General features: G+C 58.9%; 1 protein-coding gene. It reads right to left on the bottom strand.

From position 1 onward, the window contains the following. Positions 1 to 259 precede the first annotated feature (259 nt). On the bottom strand, positions 260 to 18,523 hold the full coding sequence (locus SD961_RS13605; RefSeq protein WP_318790880.1) for an Ig-like domain-containing protein: 18,264 nt from the start codon (positions 18,521 to 18,523) through the stop codon (positions 260 to 262). Positions 18,524 to 18,531: the final 8 nt, after the last annotated feature.

The raw sequence follows: 18,531 nt of genomic DNA, 5'->3' as shown, positions 1-18,531 counted from the left end.
CCGCAACAGGCGAAAGGGTAAATATTCCTGCCCTTTCGTCTGGCATAAAAATGAGAGGAAACCCCTCATACAGGGAAAGGCGCCCCGTGAGGCACCTTTCACATATTAGTTATAGTGGTCATTCTTTACGCAACGCTTACGCGCCGGGCGCTCTGTCTGGTTATTGTATACGCCTGATCTGCTGCTCAAACAGTTAACCTCCTCTTAACTTTATACTGCCTGCACGAGAATTTCACCTCCCGTGCAGGGAAAGTCTTTGTTACACCACGTGAACCTGCAAATTATGCTGCACCAGCACGTCTCCCAGCGTATTGCCGGAAGAGAGCGCCGAGTTGTGGTAAACGTCAAACGTCTGTCCGTCCACCGTACGCTGCCCTGCTGTTGCCCAGATCCCACCCTCACCGTTAGCCAGCGTGACCTGGTCGCCCAGCACCCCTTTAATCATCAAATCACTGGCCTGGCTGTCGGTGATGTTCAGCGCTTCGTTGAGATCCAACTTGACGCTGTTGCTGCCGGCTTTACCCAGGTCGATGATTTCGATGTGCTCCACTTTCAGCCCCAGCGAGGTAAGATCCAGAGTCATATGCTCACCGTTCAGCACCAGCGTATCCGTACCTGCACCGCCATCGATATGGGTGAAGTTCAGCGAATTCACCGTTACCGTGTCGTTGCCGCTGCTCCCTGTGACCGAAGCTCCTTCCACCGTCTGCCCATCCGCTAAAGTGATAACCACGCCGCCAATGGTATAGGCACTGTCATCCGCCACGGTAGTAGCCGCAGCCGCAGTGGCAGTTGTGGCGTCACTGGCTGAAGCAGCCGCGATGCTGGTATCGGTAGTGCTGATATCGTTTTCTGTTACCAGCGTGGAATCGACGGCTGCGGCGTGCGTTACCGTGGTGGTGCTCTCCTCACTGCTAGTGGCGTGCGTAGAGGCCGCAGTAGTGGTGGAATCATCCGCCACTACTGCCATCAGCACTGAAGCTGTGGCAACGGAAGCGCTGGCGACCGGCAGCAGCGAGCCAAGCAGCAGGGTGTTGCTGGTTGATGCCGGGTTGCCCGCCGCATCCACCGCCGTTACCGTTACGATGCTGTTCAGGCTGAGTGCGGTGAGCAATCCTCCGGTAAATTTCACGCTGTAACGACCCAGCGCATCCGTCGTGGCCTGCTGTGTCTGCCCGCCCAGCGTAACGTTCAGCCGGGTTCCCTGCGCCAGATTAAGCGTGCCCCCGGAAATTGTCAGGCCGGTCAGCAGGACGCTGACCAGACTCAGCACCGGGTCCACGCCGATAGCGGGCAGATTGTGCGTTACCGCTGTAAAGGTATCGCTGGCGGTAGAGATATTTCCTACCGCATCCGTCACGGAGACCGAAACGGTGTGGCTACCGTCGGCGATGCCTTTCAAGGCGGCTGAAGGTACGGAAACACTCCATGCGCCGTTCGCGCCCACCGTGGTGGTGTAGATATTGCCCGCCACGTTAACCGTCACCGTTCTGCCTGCCGCATTGGTGGAGGTGCCGCTAATCGTTTCCGCTACGTTGGCTTCGCTAAGGTTCAGATAGTGGTCGCCACCAAATACTGTTGAGCTGGTCAGGCTTACGGTCGGCAGCGTATGCGTACCAACCAGTACCGTGGTGTTAGCCGCGCCACTGTTGCCCGCCGCATTGGTCAGCGTGGCGGTTACCGCGTCTGTGCCATCCGGCAAAGCAGCCAGCGTGGCGGCCGGGACTGAAACTGTCCAGGTTCCGTTCGCCGCAACGGTCGTAGTCAGCGTTGCGGTACCGACGCGGACGGTGATGATTGACCCTTCGGCATTGGTAGACGTACCGGTAATGGTTTGCGTGCTGAGAGCATCCGTGGCGCTCAGCAGGCCATCGCCAAACACGCTGGAGATAGTCACCGTTGGCGGCGTCTGGGCGATAACGCTTACCGAGCCGCTGTTGGTGGCGGCATTACCATAGGCATCGGTTGCGGAGACGTTTACGGCAAGCGTACCGTTCGCCAGCGCGGCAAGATCCGCTCTCGGCACGCTCAGGCTCCATGCTCCCGTACTGCCGACGGTGGTGGTATAGCTTCTGCCGCTAAGGCTGACGGTAACCGTGCTCCCCGCAGGCAGGTTGGCCGAGCTGCCGCTAATGGTTTGCGCCGTGGTCAGGTCGGCTGCGCTAAGAATTCCGTCGCCAAAGACGGTATTCAGCGTCAGCGTTGGCGTGGTATGGATACCTACTTTCAGGCCCGCGCTGGTGCTGGAGACGTTACCCACGGCATCCGTTACCCGGACGCCGACAGTAAGATTGCCATCCAGCAGCGTACCAAGGATATCCGGCGCTACCTGCGCGCTGAAGGTGCCGTTCTGCCCTACCGTTGCGGTCACCGTAGTGTTACCGATATTGATAGCAACCGTCGAGCCAGCAGCCGCGTTTCCGCCCACTGTACCGCTGATGGTCTGCGTCACCAGCGACTCCAGCAGACTCAGCACGCCATCACCAAACAGCGGGTTCAGGGTGATGGTCGGCAACTGCAAGCCCACCAGCGCGGTTGCCGAGGTGCTGGTGGTGTTGCCAGCGCTGTCCGTTACGCTGACGCCCACGTTAAGATTACCGTCGCTCAGCCCCTGAAGAATGGCCGGAGAAAGCGCCAGACTGAAGGTGCCGTCCGCTAAAGTCGTGGTGACAAACTGCGTAGTGCCAATAGAGACCACCACGCGAGCACCGGCACCCGCATTGGTCACCGTGCCGCCAATGGTCTGGCCAAGCACTGCATCCGCCAGGTTCAGTAAGCCATCGCCAAACAGCGGGCTGACCGAAACAGAAGGAGCGGTAAGTTTAACCACAGCACCCAGCGAGGTGCTGGCGGTATTCCCTGCCGCGTCGGTGAGGCTGGCACCCACGGTGAGATTACCGCTGCTCAGCGTTCCGAGAATATCCGGGGTTAGTGTAGCGGTGAAGGCTCCGTTTGCCCCCACGGTGGCGTTCACTTCTGCGGTCCCTACGTTCAGCCGGATAATCGTGCCTGCGGCGACATTGTTTACTACGCCGCTGATAGTCTGGTTGGTCAACGCATCGGCAATATTAAGGATACCGTCGCCAAAGATGGAGCTGAGGCTAATGGTTGGCTGAGCAGTAAAGATGCCTACCGTGGTTGAGGTGGAGGCGGTATTGCCCGCCGGATCGACCACCGTCACGCCGAGGGAAAGGTTACCCTGGGTCAGGGCAGCCAGATCCAGCGGCGGAATGGTGACATTCCACTGCCCTCCTGCCTGCAGGGTAGTCTGATAGGATTTCGATCCCAGCGTCACGGTGACGCTGGAACCGGTTACCCCCTCAATGGTGCCGCCAATGGTCTGCGCGACGGTGGATTCTGCGATGTTCAGCAGATCATTGTCGCCAAAGAGGTTAGTCAGAGCGCCAATGACCGGGTTATCAAGAATGGTGGTGACGGTTTCCCCCAGGGTACGGGTATTCCCGGCAGCATCAGTCAGGACCAGATTAAGCGTCGTGTCGCCAGGCTGCAATGCACCCAACAGACTTGGCGGCACCACCAGCGCAAATGTCCCGTCCTGGTTAACATTTGCGGTCAGGGTTGTCTGGCCCAGAGTCAAAGCAACAGTAGCCCCGATCCCGGCGGAATTTACCACCCCGGAAATCGTCTGCGCAACGGCCGTATCAGCCGCATTCAGGAAGCCATCGCCAAAGATGGTGAGTGAATCAGTGACAAAATTCAGCGCCTGGTTCACCACTTTGTTTACCGTCAGCGTGGCGTCGGTCTGGTTGCCGGATGCGTCACTGACGCGCAGACCAAAGACCAGCGTACCGTCAGTCAGGCTGCCCAGCACCTCTGGCGTGAGCTGAAGGCTGAAGGTGCCGTCAGCCTGCACCAGGGCGGTGGCAATCGGTGAACCGTCTCCCAGATAGAGTCCGATAGTCTGCCCTTCTGCACCAGAGGCGTTCCCGGTCACTAACTGGGTCGTCAGAATATCGGTAGCATTCAGCAGATTATCGTCCAGCAGCGCATCGACCTGCAGCAGCGGCGCGCCGGTATCTACCGTTATCGGGCGATCTACTGTGGTCACGTTGCCTGCCGCATCGCTGAGGGTGGCGGTAATTGTGTGGCCTGCGTTGGTTAATGCCTGCAAATCGCCTGATGGTACGGTAACAGACCAGGTTCCCCCGGCCTGAACGATACCGGTGTAGGTTTTACCTTCCAGCGTCACCGTGACCGCCCTGCCAACTTCACTTTCTGAAGCGGTACCAGTGAGGATCTGCGCTACGGCGGCTTCGCTGCCGTTCACTATATTGTCGCCAGCAAAAGCGTTAATGGTCAGGCCAGGAGCGACGCGATCGACCACAACCTGTTCAGTCGAGGTGAGATCGGCTGTTCCGGTACTGACCAGCGTTGCGGTTACAGTATGCGTTCCATCTGCCAGTGACGCCGCAGTATTGGGGATCGTCACTGTCCAGTCGCCATCCGCCGTGATAATGGGATAAGTACCTACAATCACGCCATCCACACGTACGGTAATATCGCCCGTTACGGCCCCCGCTACGCCCGGCAGATTGGCGAAGGTCCCGCCCACCGTCAGCGTCGCCCCGTCAGTGCTGTTGACAATATTGTCGTCCGATACCGGCGCAAGCGTAAGCAGCGGCGTGGCCGGAGGCGTCAGATCAAGGGTGACGTTGGCACTGGCCGTACCGATATTTCCCGCCACGTCCGCTACGGAAACGGTGATGGTTCCCGCAGTGCCGCCCGCAGCCAGCGCCGTCATTGCCGCTGTCGTGACGTTCACCGTCCAGCTACCGTCCGCCTGCACCACACCGGTGAGTGTCGAGGTGCCTAAAGTCACGGTAACCAGCTGGCCTGCGCTTGCGCCAGTGGTGGTGCCGCTCAACGTCTGGGCCGTCAGGCTTTCTACGTAGGTTAGCGTATTGTCGCCGGCAAACGGCTGAAGGGTAATGGTTGGCGCAACCGTATCGACGGTGAAGCTGCCGCCAATAGTGGCGCTGTTGCCAGCCACATCAGCAGCGACCACGGAGACGGCTTTTACGCCCTCGCCCAAATCAGTCAACTGGGCAGGGGTAAGATCGAGTGTCCAGGCCCCGTTGGTGGCGACGGTAGCGTTGAAATTGGTGCCCCCGATGGTCACCTGAACAGTTTGTCCCGTGCCGGTCAATCCGGTGGTCCCGGTAAGCGCTGCGCCTGCCGCAAGTTCCGTGCCGTTCAGGAAGCTGTCAACAAACGGCGTGCTCAGGGTTGGCACCGGCGCGCTCAGCGCGGCGGTAAAGTCCAGCCCTTCCGTCGTGGTGTTGCCTGCCGGATCCGTTACCGTCACGTTGACGCTGTGCGTACCGGAAGCCAGGCCAGAAAGTGCGCCTGCAGGCAGCGTCACCGACCAGTTACCCGTGGCATCGACCGTGCCGGTATAGGTTACCCCGGCAAGGTCGATCCGCAACTGGACGCCCTGATTCGCCCCTACTGCGCCCGTGGTTCCGGTCAGCGTTAACGCACCGGCAGCCTCGGCAATATTCAGGTAGCCGTCGCCAAACAGCGTATTAATGGTTGGGTCCGGAGCAGTAAGCAAGGCGGTAAAGCCTGATGTCACCGTATCGCTGTTGCCTGCACTGTCTGTGGCAGTAACGGAAACCGTATGGCTGCCGTTGGCCAGCGCCTGAAGCTGGGCTGGCGTCAGGTTCAGTGACCAGTTGCCGCTGGCGTCAACGGCTGCTGCCACCGCCGCGTCGCCGTTAAAGCCGCTGATGGTAACGTTAACGAGCTGGCCTGCGCCAATTTTGCCGGTTGATCCGCTGAGCGTCTGGCCCGCCGTAGCGAAGGCTTCAGCAATGCTCAGCTGGCCGTCGCCAAACGGCAGGTTGAGACTGACGTCCGGTACGCTCTGTACTGCCACCAGCAGGCTGCCGCTGGTGGTGCCGACGTTGCCTGCGCTGTCCGTGGCGGTAACCGTAATCGGCCAGTTGCCATCCGGCAGAGTGACCAGCAGAGAGGATGGCAGAGCAAGGCTCCAGCTTCCGGTCGCCTCATCTACTGCGGCCTGGTAAATCGTGCCGTTGACGTTAACGCTGACGGTTTGCGCCCCGATAATACCGGTGACGCCGGTCAGCGTGCCGTCTACGGCTGCTTCCGCAGCATTCAGTGTGCCATCTGTAAACGGCGTCACCAGCGTCGGTGCAGGCAGCCCGGTGACAATAGCGTTGAAATCAAGCGAATCCGTACTGCTGTTGCCTGCCCGATCCGTTACCGTAACCGCAATCGTGTGGGTGCCATTGCCCAGCGTTGCCGCCAGCGCTGGCGTCAGCGTGGCGCTCCAGTTGCCGTTGGTGCCTACCGTTGCCGTAACTTCTCTGCCATCAAGCGTTACCGTCACAATCTGGCCCGCTCCGGTAATCCCGGTGGTGCCGCGAATGACCTGATCCACGCCTGCTTCAGCGGCATTGAGCGCGCCATCCACAAATGGCGTGGCAATGACCGCATCAAGCGTTACATTTTTCAGCACTTCCACGCTGCCGCTCACGCTGGCCGGGTTGCCTGCCGCATCAGCCGCCGTCACGGAAACCTGCAACGCGCCGTCAGCCAGATCGGTAAGCGTACCTGCCGGGAAAGTCGCGCTCCAGGTGCCATCGGCCAGTACGGCTCCGGTGACACTTACTGTACCCACGCTGACCTGCACCTCCGTGCCTGCGGCGAGGTTTGTCGCCGTTCCGCTAACAACCTGCTCCGCCGCTGATTCTGCCGCGTTCAGCAGACCATCGACAAAAGGCGTGGCCAGCGTAAGAACAGGAAGAGTGTTGACTGCCACGCCTAAATTCACTACGTCAGAGGTGGTATTGCCTGCGCTATCCGTGACAGAGACGCCCACCTGCGCCTGACCATCAGGCAGCAGCAGCAGGTCGCCAGACGGAACAGTCAGGCTCCATGTTCCGCCTGTGCCAACGGTCGCGGTATAGGTTTTGTCATTGAGCGTGACGTTAACGGTGGTATTGGCTTCTGAAGTGCCGCTCACCAGCAGGCCGTTCAACGCTTCAGCCAGGTTCAGAATGCCATCTGCGCCCGCACCCAACGACACCGTAAGGATCGGCGGATTGGTATCCACGCTGAAGCTTCCGCTAGCGGAAGCAGGGTTGCCGGCAACGTCGCTGCCGCTGGCCGTGAGGCTGTTTGCCCCCTGATCCAGCGCCTGTACAGCCGCCGCCGGAACGGTAGCTGTCCAGTTGCCGTTGGCATCCACCGTCGCGGTGTAGTTTGCACCGTTCAGAGTGACGGTGATGTTGTCACCCGCTGCGATATTCTGACTGGTTCCGGTGATCTGCAGGTCGCTACGCGACTCCTGATAATTAACCACATCATCGCTGGCGATCGGATTAACAGTGATGACAGGCAGATCGGCCGCCTGAGCAATCACCGTAACCTGATGCGTAGTACTGGCAGGATTGCCGGAGGTATCCGCGACAGAAGCCGTCAGGGTCTGCGCCCCATCAGCCAGCAGTGCCACAGCGGCGGCAGGCACCACGGCGCTCCAGCTGCCGTCCGCCTGAACAACAGCAGTGTAAGTGGCATCGTTCAGGGTAAGGGTTACCGTCTGCCCCGCAGCTACATTCGTGGTGCTTCCCGACACGGTCACATCAGCACCGCTTTCCAGCGCGTTAATGTAGTCATCCCCGGCTACCGCAGCCACGGTGATAGTGGGCAGGTTCGCCAGTGAAGCATTCACCGTTACAGTCAGCGTATCAGTAGTGATGTTGCCCGCGCTGTCCGTCAGCGTGACGGTAACCGGATAACTGCCGTCTGCCAGCGTTTGCGTCACACTGGAAGGGAGATCCAGCCGCCAGCTGCCATCGCTCTGCACAGTTTGCTGATATGTCTGGCCGTTAAAGCTGATGCTTATCTGCTGACCAGCTTCGCTGAGTGACGCCGTACCGCTGATGGAAACAGGCTGCAGGATTTCGGCAGCGTTAATGATGTTGTCCCCGGCAACAGGCGTCAGCGTCAGCGTTGGCACAACCGTATCCACGGTGACTGTGGTGCTGATTTCGCCCGTATTCCCCTGGGCATCCGCCGCGGTAACAACAAGCGTTTGCGCCCCCTGGCCCAGAGCCTGCAGCAGTGTAGTGGCAACCGGTAGCGACCAGTTACCGTTAGCATCGACGGCGGCGGAATAATCCTGCCCGCCGATATTCACCGATACGGTCTGACCGGCACCCGTGGCGCCCGTGGTGCCGCTGAGGGTTTGCGTAGCTGTTGCTTCATTGCCGTTGAGATAGCCATCACCGAACGGCGTAGCGATAGTCGGCTGCAACTGTTCGGTGGCTACCGTCAGCTGTACCGTTTCGGTCGCGCTGTTTCCTGCGGCATCACTCAGGGTGACGGTTAGTGGATAAGTCCCATCGGCAGCCTGTGCAAGCAGACCAGCCGGCAGCTGCAGCGTCCAGTTTCCGGCAGCATCCACAGGCGTGGTATAGCTCTGCCCGTTAATGGCCACGGTGACCAGTTGCCCTTCCTGCGCACCGGTGCTGCCGCCGCTGACAGTGATCTCACCGGCGGCTTCCCCGGTATTTACCACATCATTTCCTGCGATCGGGTTCAGCGTCAGCGTTGGCGCAACGGTATCCACCAAGAGCGGAATGGCGAGCGTGTTGCTGTTTCCGGCCGCATCGGTCACGGTGACAGGCAGCGTTGAATCATTCTGCGGCAGCGCCTGAAGCGCGGCGGCTGGCAGTTCCACTGTCCAGTTCCCGTTCGTATCGACAGTTCCGTTATAGGTTGTGCCATCCACGACTATCGCCACGGTTTGACCATCGCCCGTTACGCCAGTGGTGCCGCTCAGGGTTTGCGGTGCTGCTGCTTCCGTACCGTTGAGTACGCCATCCGCAAAGGGGGTATCCACCGTAGCCAGCGGCAGATCGTTGACGTGAACGCTAAGCGACCCGCGGCCCGTCAGGGTGGTACCGGTATTATCCACTACGCTGGCGCTCAGCGTAGCGGTACCATCCGGGATGCCTGCCAGGGCTGAGGCGGGAATGATGGCGTTCCAGAGGCCGGTAGCGCCTACCAGTGCGGTAAATGTCTGACCATTAAAGCTCAGGGTGACCGTACTACCCTGCACAACGTTGACCGTTGTACCGGAAACAATCAGATCATCAAGCGCTTCGGTGGCGTTGAGATAACCGTCATTGCTCAGCGGATCGAGGCTGATGCCGGATGCTGCGCTGTTAACGGTGATATCGCGGCTGGCGGAGGTCGGATTGCCCGCCACATCACTTACCGCCACGTTAAGGGTGGTGGTGCCGTCATTCAGTGCAGCTAACGCGGCTGAAGGCAGGCTGACGCTCCACGTTCCGCTGGCCTGAACCAGCGTGGTGTAGATATCACCATTAATCGTCACGGTGATTGTCTGCCCGGCTTCCACATTGGTGGTGGAGCCACTGAGCGTCTGCGCGGTTTGCTGCTCTGCGCCATCAAGGATGTCATTGCCGACAAAGGTGTTGATCGTCAGCGTCGGCAGCGAAGCCGCATCAACTTTGACCGCCAGCGGGCGATCGATCGAAGTGCTGTTTCCTGCCGCATCGGTAGCGGTGATACTTACGATGTAAGTACCGTTGGTCAGCGTAGCAAGATCGGTTTCGGGAACCGTAACGCTCCACTGACCATTATCGCCGACGGTGGTGGTGTAATCCCGCCCATTCAGCGTTACCACTACTGTGTCACTGGCATCACCCGTTCCTGTCACCGGCAGCGCCACTCCCTGTTCCGCTGCGTTCAGGATGTTGTCACCCGCCAGCGCAGCCACATCCACCGCAGGCGGCAGCGTGTCCACGGTCAGCGTGAGGTCGCCTGTAGCCCCGTTTCCTGCCGCATCGCTGATGTTAACCGTGGCGATTGTCTCTCCCTGTGGCAGTGTCTGCAGCACCTCTGCCGGCACGCTGACGCTCCAGTTGCCGTCGCCATCCACGGTGCCGCTATAGGTGGTGCCATTGATCACCACACTGACGGTCTGTCCGTCGCCGGTAACGCCCGTGGTGCCGGTTAAGGTCTGAGCCACGCCCGCTTCTGCCGCATTTAAAGTCCCGTCACTGAAGGGTTGATTTGTGGTCAACGCTGGCAGATCGGTCACGGCAACGGTCAGGCTGGCACTGTTGGCGACTGGATTGCCTGCAGAGTCGCTGCCGGTTACCGTAACCGTTAACGGACCATCGGGCAGTTCCAGCAGATTGGCAGAAGGCACGCTGACGCTCCAGCGTCCATCAGCTCCCACGATGGCCGTGTAATTGACCTGATTCAAGGTCACCGTGAGTTCGCTGTTTTCCGGCACATTGAAGGAAGAGCCGCTTAAGGTAAGATCGGCCCCCGCTTCCGTCCGGTTCAAATAGCCGTCGCCACTGACGGGATCAACCGCCAGCGCGCTCAGACCTGTATTGACCGTAAAATCGCCGCTAACGGTAACAGGGTTTCCGGCAGTATCACCTACCGTTACGCTGTAACTCTGGCTACCCTCCGCCAGCCCTGCCAGTGCCGCTGAAGGAACGCTGACGCTCCAGGCACCGCTCGCCAGAACCACGCCGCTGTAGCTGACGCCATTAAACGTCACGGTAACAAATTGTCCCGCCTGCACATTGGTAGTGGTGCCGCTAATCAGCTGATCGGCCTGCTGCTCAGCGCCATCCAGCACATTGTTTCCGGCAAAATCGTTTAACGTCAGCGTTGGCAGAGTGGCCGCATCAGCCACCACGGTCAGCGATACCGGCTGCGTGGTGCTGTTGCCCGCCAGATCGGTTGCCACGACGTTCAGGGTGTAAGTGCCATTTGTCAGCCCGGTCAGCGCATCTGCCGGAATATCCAGCGTCCACTGGCCATTTGCCCCCACGGTGGTGGTGTACTCTGCGCCCTGGAAAGTTACGGTGATCTCAGCGCCATTTTCCCCTGCGCCGCTAACGGTCAAAGGTAGCAACTGCTCAGCCGCGTTGAGCACGCCCTCCCCGGCAACAGGATCGACGCTGAGCGCCGGTGGCGAAAGATCGACAATCAGGCTGCTGTCGCGGGTAGTGGTGTTACCTGCGGCATCCGCCACCGTTACGGTGACAGGATAGGTACCATTAATCAGATCGCCTGCGTCAGCAGCTGGCACGTTAACTGTCCAGTTGCCGTTACCGTCCACGTCAGTCTGATAGGTAGTGCCGTTCAGTGAGACTCGTACGCTGTCGCCCGCCTCGCCGGTACCAGAGATAGCCAGAGGCTGACCCTGTTCCGTAGTATTAAGCTGGCCGTCATCGGCAATTACCGCAATATTCAGCGCTGGTGCGGTGGTATCCAGAGTGACAGGATGCTGAACGGTGACAGCAGGCCCGGCGACAGGCACTCCTGTTACCGAAATTGTATAGTTGCCATCCGTCAGCGCAGTCACCACGTTGGCGGGGATAGTGGCGCTCCAGAGGCCATCCGCGCCCACGGTTGCCGGATAATCAACGCCATTTAAGGTCACCGTTACTACGGTATTCGCATCGTCTACGCTGCCGGTCACGGTAAGACCCTGCTGCGCCTCCGCAGCATTGATCAGATCGTTACCCGCTACACTATTCACAATGACACCAGCATCAACGAAGGTCTCAAGTGAAACCGTGGTATCGCTGATATCACTGTTACCCGCAGGGTTGGTGACTACCACGGAAACGGTGTTATCACCTTCTGTGAGGTTACCCAGCGTAGTTGCCGGAACGGTGACGCTCCACTGCCCATTGTTGCCAACTGTGGTGGTATAGGTTTGCCCGCCCAGCGTGACCGATACGCTGTCGCCCAGCGTGCCTGTCCCGGTGACTTGCAGCGGCTGGCCCTGCTCAATGCGGTCAATAATGTTATCACCGGCAACCGGATCAACGGTGAAGATCGGTGCAGCGGTGTCCACGCTTAACGGCACGTTTTGCGCCGTGGTATTGCCAAAAGCGTCGGTCGCGGCGATGCTCAGTGCCTGTGCTCCCTCAGCCAACTGACCGACTACTTCTGCCGGGATCAACAGGCTCCAGCTACCGTCTCCGGCTACGCTGGCATCATAACTGGTACCGTTAAGCGTTACGCTTACCGTGTCGCCTGGGGTAACGGTACCGCTTAATGCCAGCCCGCCACCCTGTTCATCCGCATTGATAATATTGTCGCCACCCGCCACGTCGCCCAGCGTCAGCGTTGGCAGCGTTGAGGCCACGGTGATGGTGGTTGGCGGCGTAAGGGCGGCGGTGTTGCCTGCGATGTCGGTAACGTTGACCGTTACCGTTGAACTGCCCTGCGGCAGCGCCTGAAGAGCGTCTGGCGAAAGCAGTAGTGACCAGATACCAGAGCTGTTTACCGTTGCGGTATAATCCGTTCCGCCGACGTTAACCGTAACGGTCTGTCCCTCACCCGTTTGGCCCGTTGTACCGGTGAGCGTCTGTTGTACGCCCGCCTCGGCGTTGGTGAGAATACCGTCAGTAAATGGCTGGATCAGGGTAGGATTGAGCGTTGGATCGGCGATGACCGTCAGCGAGGCCTGATTGGTCACGGCAAGTCCGCTTTCAGCCGTCACGCTGACCGTTGCTGTCTGACGGCCATTGCCGATATCCCCCACGTTTGCAGCCGGAACGGTGACTGACCAGCTTCCATCGGCCTGCACTAAACCCGTATAGGAAACGTTGTTAAGGGTGAAGGTGACCGTACTGTTTTCTGCCACGTTCGAAGTAAAACCATTCACTACCAAATCCTGCCCTGCTTCCACAGCGTTGAGATAGCCATCGGTACTGAGAGGTTCAACAGAGATGCTGCTCGCGGTGCTGTCTACAGTGAAGTTTTTGGTGGTGGTACTGCTGTTTCCTGCCAGATCGGTGGTGGTTGCTGTCAGCGATTGTGGTCCGTCACTCAGGCTGCCCAGCGCACCCGCAGGCACGGTGACCTGCCAGTTGCCGCCGGAGAGGATGGTCGTGGTGTACTCAGTACCGCCAATTGTCAGCGTCAGCGTCTGCCCGGCTTCCACACTGGTGGATGTGCCGCTGATGATCTGCTCTGACTGCTGCTCTGAGGCATCCACGATGTTGTTGCTGGTGACGTTGGCGATCGCGATGGACGGCGGAGTCTTATCGACCACCACCTGCGAGCTGAGAGGGGTGAGATTTCCCGCAGCATCACTGGCGGTAATGGTGAAAGGCTGCACGCCGTTTACAAAAGTTTCCACCACTGTAACAGGCAGAGTCAACGTCCACTGGCCATCAGCCCCTACCGTAGTGTTGTAAGTGCGGTCATTCAGCTCAAGGGTAATAGTGTTGCCGATCTCTCCCGTGCCGGTCAGCACCAGCGGCTGGGTACTTTCAGCCTGATTGAGGTAGCCATCGCCGGAGACAGGATCAATAGTCACTGGTGGAGGAGTGAGATCCACCTCCAGCGTTCTGATTGTGCTGGTCACGTTGCCTGCTACATCCGTAGAGACAACCTGCAGCTGGTTAAGCCCCTCACTGAGAGCCTGTACGGCCTGTGCAGGGATCTCGATATTCCAGTTGCCGCCTGCTTCTACCGTTACCGTATAAGTGACGTTATTCAGGGTCAGGCTGATTTGATCACCTTCCGCGCCGCTTCCTGAAAGCGTCAGTGCCTCGCCATGTTCGGTAATGTTAAGACGGTTATCCTCGGAAATTGCATCCACAGTTAAAGTTGGTGCCACCGTGTCCACGGTAAAGGTGCTGCCGAAAGAAGTGGTGTTCCCGGACGCATCCGTTACGGTGACGTTATAGGCGTTACTGCCCTGTGGCAGGGCTTGCAGCACAGCATTCGGTAATGCAACGGACCAGTTGCCGTTGGCATCCACCGTACCGGTGTAAGTAATGCCACCCAGCACCAGACTCACGGTCTGGCCGATGCCATCCACGCCAGTACTTCCGGTCAGCGTCTGATCGCTAAGGGATTCACTCCCGTTGAGCGTGCCATCGTTAAACGGCGTATTTACCGTGACGCTAAAGTTCGGGTCAACGTTAGCCGTGAGGCTGTGGGTAGTGGTGATGACGTTACCATCCTGATCCGTGGCGGTTGCCGTCACCGTAATGTCACCATTCTGCACGTTACTGACCGCTGCGGCCGGAACAGTCACGCTCCAGCTTCCGTCAGAATTGGTCGTTGTTTCATAATTGGCATTATTAAAGCGGACCAGGATCCTGGCACCGAACGCTACAAAACGGCTGTTCCCCTGGATCACCAGATCATTTTGCGCTTCAACGGTGTTCAGCATGTTGTCATCACTGATGATGCCGATGGCAATGGCGCTGAAATCGCTGTTAACGGTATAACTGCCGGTGGCGGCAGCGGGATTGCCCGCCACATCGCTGACGTTCACGGTGTAGCTCTGCGTCCCGTTTGCCAACTGATAGAAGGCCGTGGCCGGGACCAGCACGCTCCAGCTGCCGTCAGCCTGAACCGTCCCGGTATACTGGGCATCGTTAAGGGTGACAGTAACAAGTTGACCAGCCTGCACGTTAGTGGTGGTGCCGGTCATTAGCTGTGAAAGTCCTTTCTCCGCGCCATCCAGAATGTTGTCACCGGTAAACGGCGCAACGCTAATCGTTGGCAGGTCGGCCGCACTGGCAACCACCACCAGCGGAAGCGCGGTGGTGGCGCTGTTACCCGCTGCATCGGTGGCCTGCACGCTGACGTTGTAGGTGCCGTCGGCCAGCGCCGTCACTGCCCCAGCAGGTACCGTTACGCTCCAGTTGCCGTTAGCATCCACCGTGGCGGGATAGCCTCCACCATTCAGCGTGACGATCACGGAGGAGCCCAGCTCCGCCGTACCGGTCAGCGTCAGGGCCGCGCCATGTTCAGCGGCGTTGAGATAGCCGTCACCGGAAACTGGCGACAAGGTAACGTCTGGCGCAATCGTATCTTTGAGGACTGGCGTAAACGTGGTGGTCTGGTTGCCGCCTGCATCCGTGGCCGTCACGCTCAAATCATATTTTCCATCCGGCAGCGCTTGCAGCACGGCTGGTGAAACGGCAGCGCTCCAGTTGCCGTCAGCATCAGCGGCGGTAAGCACCGTCACGCCGTTAAGCTCCAGCCTGATCACGCTGTTCGCTTCCGCTGTGCCGCTGACGATCAGCGGCTGATTCTGGGTATCGCCGTTAACCGCGCCACTGTTATCCCCCACCGCAGAGACGGTAAGGACGGGAGGCGTGGTATCCACCAAGAAGGGTGAACTGGAGCTTACGTTGTTACCCAGCGAATCGCTTACCGTAACGGTCACGGTGGAAGCGCCTTCCTGCAGGGCCTGCAGTTGGTCCGGCAGCAGCGTCAGCGTCCATGCTCCTGAGGAAGTGTTGACGGTAGCGTTATAATCCACGCCGCCAATCGTCACTGTCACAACCTGATCCGCATAGGCCACGCCAGATGAACCTGACAGCGTCTGCGGCACGCCCGTTTCGTCTGCGTTAAGGATATTGTCGCCAAATGGCGCATTAACAACAATGTTATCCGGGAAGGTGGTTCGCACCTGCAGATTGCTGGAGGCGGTCACCGTAGCGCCATCCGTTCCCGTGGTGGAAACAGTTACGGCGTAGCTGTTATTCCCCAGGCCAGTCAGCGCCGCGGAGGGAACGGTCAGGCTCCAGGTACCGTCCGTGCCAACGGTGGTGTTATAGGTCACGCCGTTAAAAGTCACCGTTAGCGGCGTTGCTGCCGTTACACCCAGGCTGGTTCCGCTGATCGCCAGATCGGACTGCGCCTCAGTGGCGTTCAGGGCATTATCACCGCTGACAGGATTAATATTGAGCGAACCGGTATTGGCTGCCACATCGACCGTAAAGGAGCCAGTTGCCTGACCGCTGTTGCCCGTGATGTCCTGCACCACAACGGTATAGTTTTGCGGACCGTTAGTTAAGCCGCCCAGTACCTCAGCGGGCAGCTCAATACGCCACTCTCCTCCTGGCTGAACCAGGCCCGTGTAGGTCGAGCCATCCGCCAGCGTCAGAGTCACTTCACTGCCCGTCTGCACGCGCAGGGTGGTGCCGGTCAGGAACTGGGGTTGCGCCACTTCCGCTCCGTTCAGCACATCGTCGCCGGTCAGAGGGTTAACCGTAATGGCAGGCAGATTGGCCGGTTCGGTGATGAAGGTAACGTTGGTGTAAGCCTGTGAACTGTTGCCCGCCGCGTCAGTAGCAACGACCGTCACGGTATAACTTCCATCGGTGATCGCGGCCAGCTGATCGCCAGTCAGGGTGGCGGTCCAGCGACCGGTAACCGGGTCCACGGTGGCAGAGAGATTAATACTCTGCATGGGATCCAGCGTATCCAGCCGGACGATAACGGTACTTCCCGCCTCGGTCTGGCCGGTGAACGCCACAGGAGAGCCTTTCTCACTGGCGTCGACATAACCATTACCGGAGACAGTTTCTACGGAGACTACCGGAGCGGTGGTATCCACAGCCAATTGGGCCGTTGAAGAGGTGATGCTGTTACCCTGGGCATCGGTAGAGGTCACCGTAACGGTGTAATTACCGTCGGTAATGCTCTGCAAGTCGGAAGCAGGAACGTTGAGGCTCCAGGTGCCGTTGGCATTAACAGTGGTGGTATAGGTGACGCCGTTTAAAGTGACGGTGATGCTTTGGCTGCCATTACTGGAGCCGCTGATGGTCAAAGGATCGTTGAGATCATTTTGATTTAACAGCGTGTCAGAGAGCGTAACGGTGAGCGCCGGCGGTGCGGTAATCACGTTTACCGGAGTGGTGGAAGTGGCAGAGTTACCTGCCGAATCCGTTACCACCACGGTGATATTGTTACTGCCCTGCGGCAAATTCTGCAGTCCGGCAGATGGCAGGGTTACGCTCCAGCTGCCGTCGTTATTAACCGTTCCGCTATACTCCGTGCCGCCAACGGTCACCTTAACGGTTTGCCCTGCGCCCGTCTCACCAGTATTGCCCGTCAGCGTCTGTCCGCTGTTAGCTTCATTGCCGCTGAGTACGCCGTCACCAAACGGCACGTCGATGGTGGCGTTTGGTGCGGTAGTGTGCACGTTAAGCGCAGCGGCAGAGCTGTTCTGCAGCACGGTGCCATCAGCAAGCGTAACGGTGGCAGTCACCAGATTTGAGCCCTGAGACAGCAGTTGCAGATCTGCGGCAGGTACGGTTGCGGTCCAGCTACCGTTTGCTCCGATCGTGGCGCTGTAAACCTTACCGCCCAGCGTAACGCTGATCAGCGTGCCCGCGGGTACACCCGTGGCAAAGCCCGAGATGGTCAGTGGAGACTGTGATTCGGTGCCATTAAGCTGACCGTCGCCGCTGATGGGGCTGATACTGATACTGCCGACGGAAACAGGCTGGACATCGAAAGTGTGCGTTGCTGTGGCGGCCGTTCCGGCGGTATTGCTTACCCGCGCAGTAATGGTGTTGCTGCCATCCTCAAGCCCCTGTAAAGCGTTTGCCGGTACGGTAATAGACCAGCTACCGTTAGCGGCTACGGTGGCACTATAGGTCTGGCCGCCAAGCGTCACGGTAACCACTTGTCCCTGCTGAACGTTGGTGGTGGTACCGCTGAGGGTCAGAGAGCTTTGTTTCTCTGCGCCGTCCAGGATGTCATTACCTGCAAAAGTGCCGATAGTAATCGCAGGCGTACCGGGTTGAGTAATTTCGGCCTGAACATTGATCACTTCGTTTGAAGTTGCGGTGTTGCCGTCCCCATTTGTCACGCTCACGCGAATGGTATTATTGCCGTCAGGCAAGGTAGCCAAATCGGCTGCCGGAATAGAGAGGGTCCAGCTTCCGTTTGCCCCTACAGTTGTGGTGTAGGTTTTGCCGTTGAGAACGATGGTTACGGTGCTGCCGACTTCAGCATTGGTAGTCGTACCGTTCAGCGTCTGGTTACTGCCTTTTTCCGCCGGGGTCAGGAGATTGTCTCCGGTGAAGGCATTAACGCTGATAGTTGGCGTTAAGGGCGTTGTTCCTCCGCCATCGCCATCGCCATCCCCGTCGCCACCATCACCGCCGCCCGGATTACCGCCATCGCCACCGCCAGCGTTGCCACCATTGTCACCACCACCACCGCCTCCGCCGCCAGCCAGCGCTCCCACGGCAAGCCCTGCAAGACCAAGCGCACCGATACCTGCCGCGGTAATGACGCCGTTGGAAGCGCCAGTATCTGCCAGCAATAAGGGTTCAATCGAGCCAAGTGATTCATATTCCGGTGTAATTACCATTGCCGTCTGCGCATCGGCAAACTCATTGGTCACCGGGAACAGAGCATGTTCAGGCGGGTTGATCCCATCGTCAAACACCAACTCGCTGTGGTCACCGTCAACATCATCAAAGAAGAATTGCTGGTAGCGAACGACGCTGCCGTCGCGCATGTGCAGGATCAGGTCATTACCCTGGCGTTCAAAACCGGTCACCATGTCACGCGTACCGTGAATTTTCACTACGCTGGGCTGGTTTAACAGGACGTTATGAGACGTGCCTGCATTAGCCTGTGACAGGATTGTTCCATCATCGCGTGAAACAATTTCAACGCGGCCATCATTGAGCTGTGCCATGGGTAACC

Origin of the sequence: Erwinia sp. MMLR14_017 (assembly GCF_033657285.1) — a bacterium.
GTDB lineage: Bacteria > Pseudomonadota > Gammaproteobacteria > Enterobacterales > Enterobacteriaceae > Erwinia.
The sequence above is the reverse complement of the archived record's forward strand: the minus strand, read 5'-3'. Positions and strand labels throughout refer to the sequence as shown.

What these genes read in the sequence shown, in the direction of transcription:
- SD961_RS13605 (WP_318790880.1), bottom strand. Translation starts at nt 18,523, where the DNA reads ATGGCACAGCTCAATGATGGCCGCGTTGAAATTGTTTCACGCGATGAT.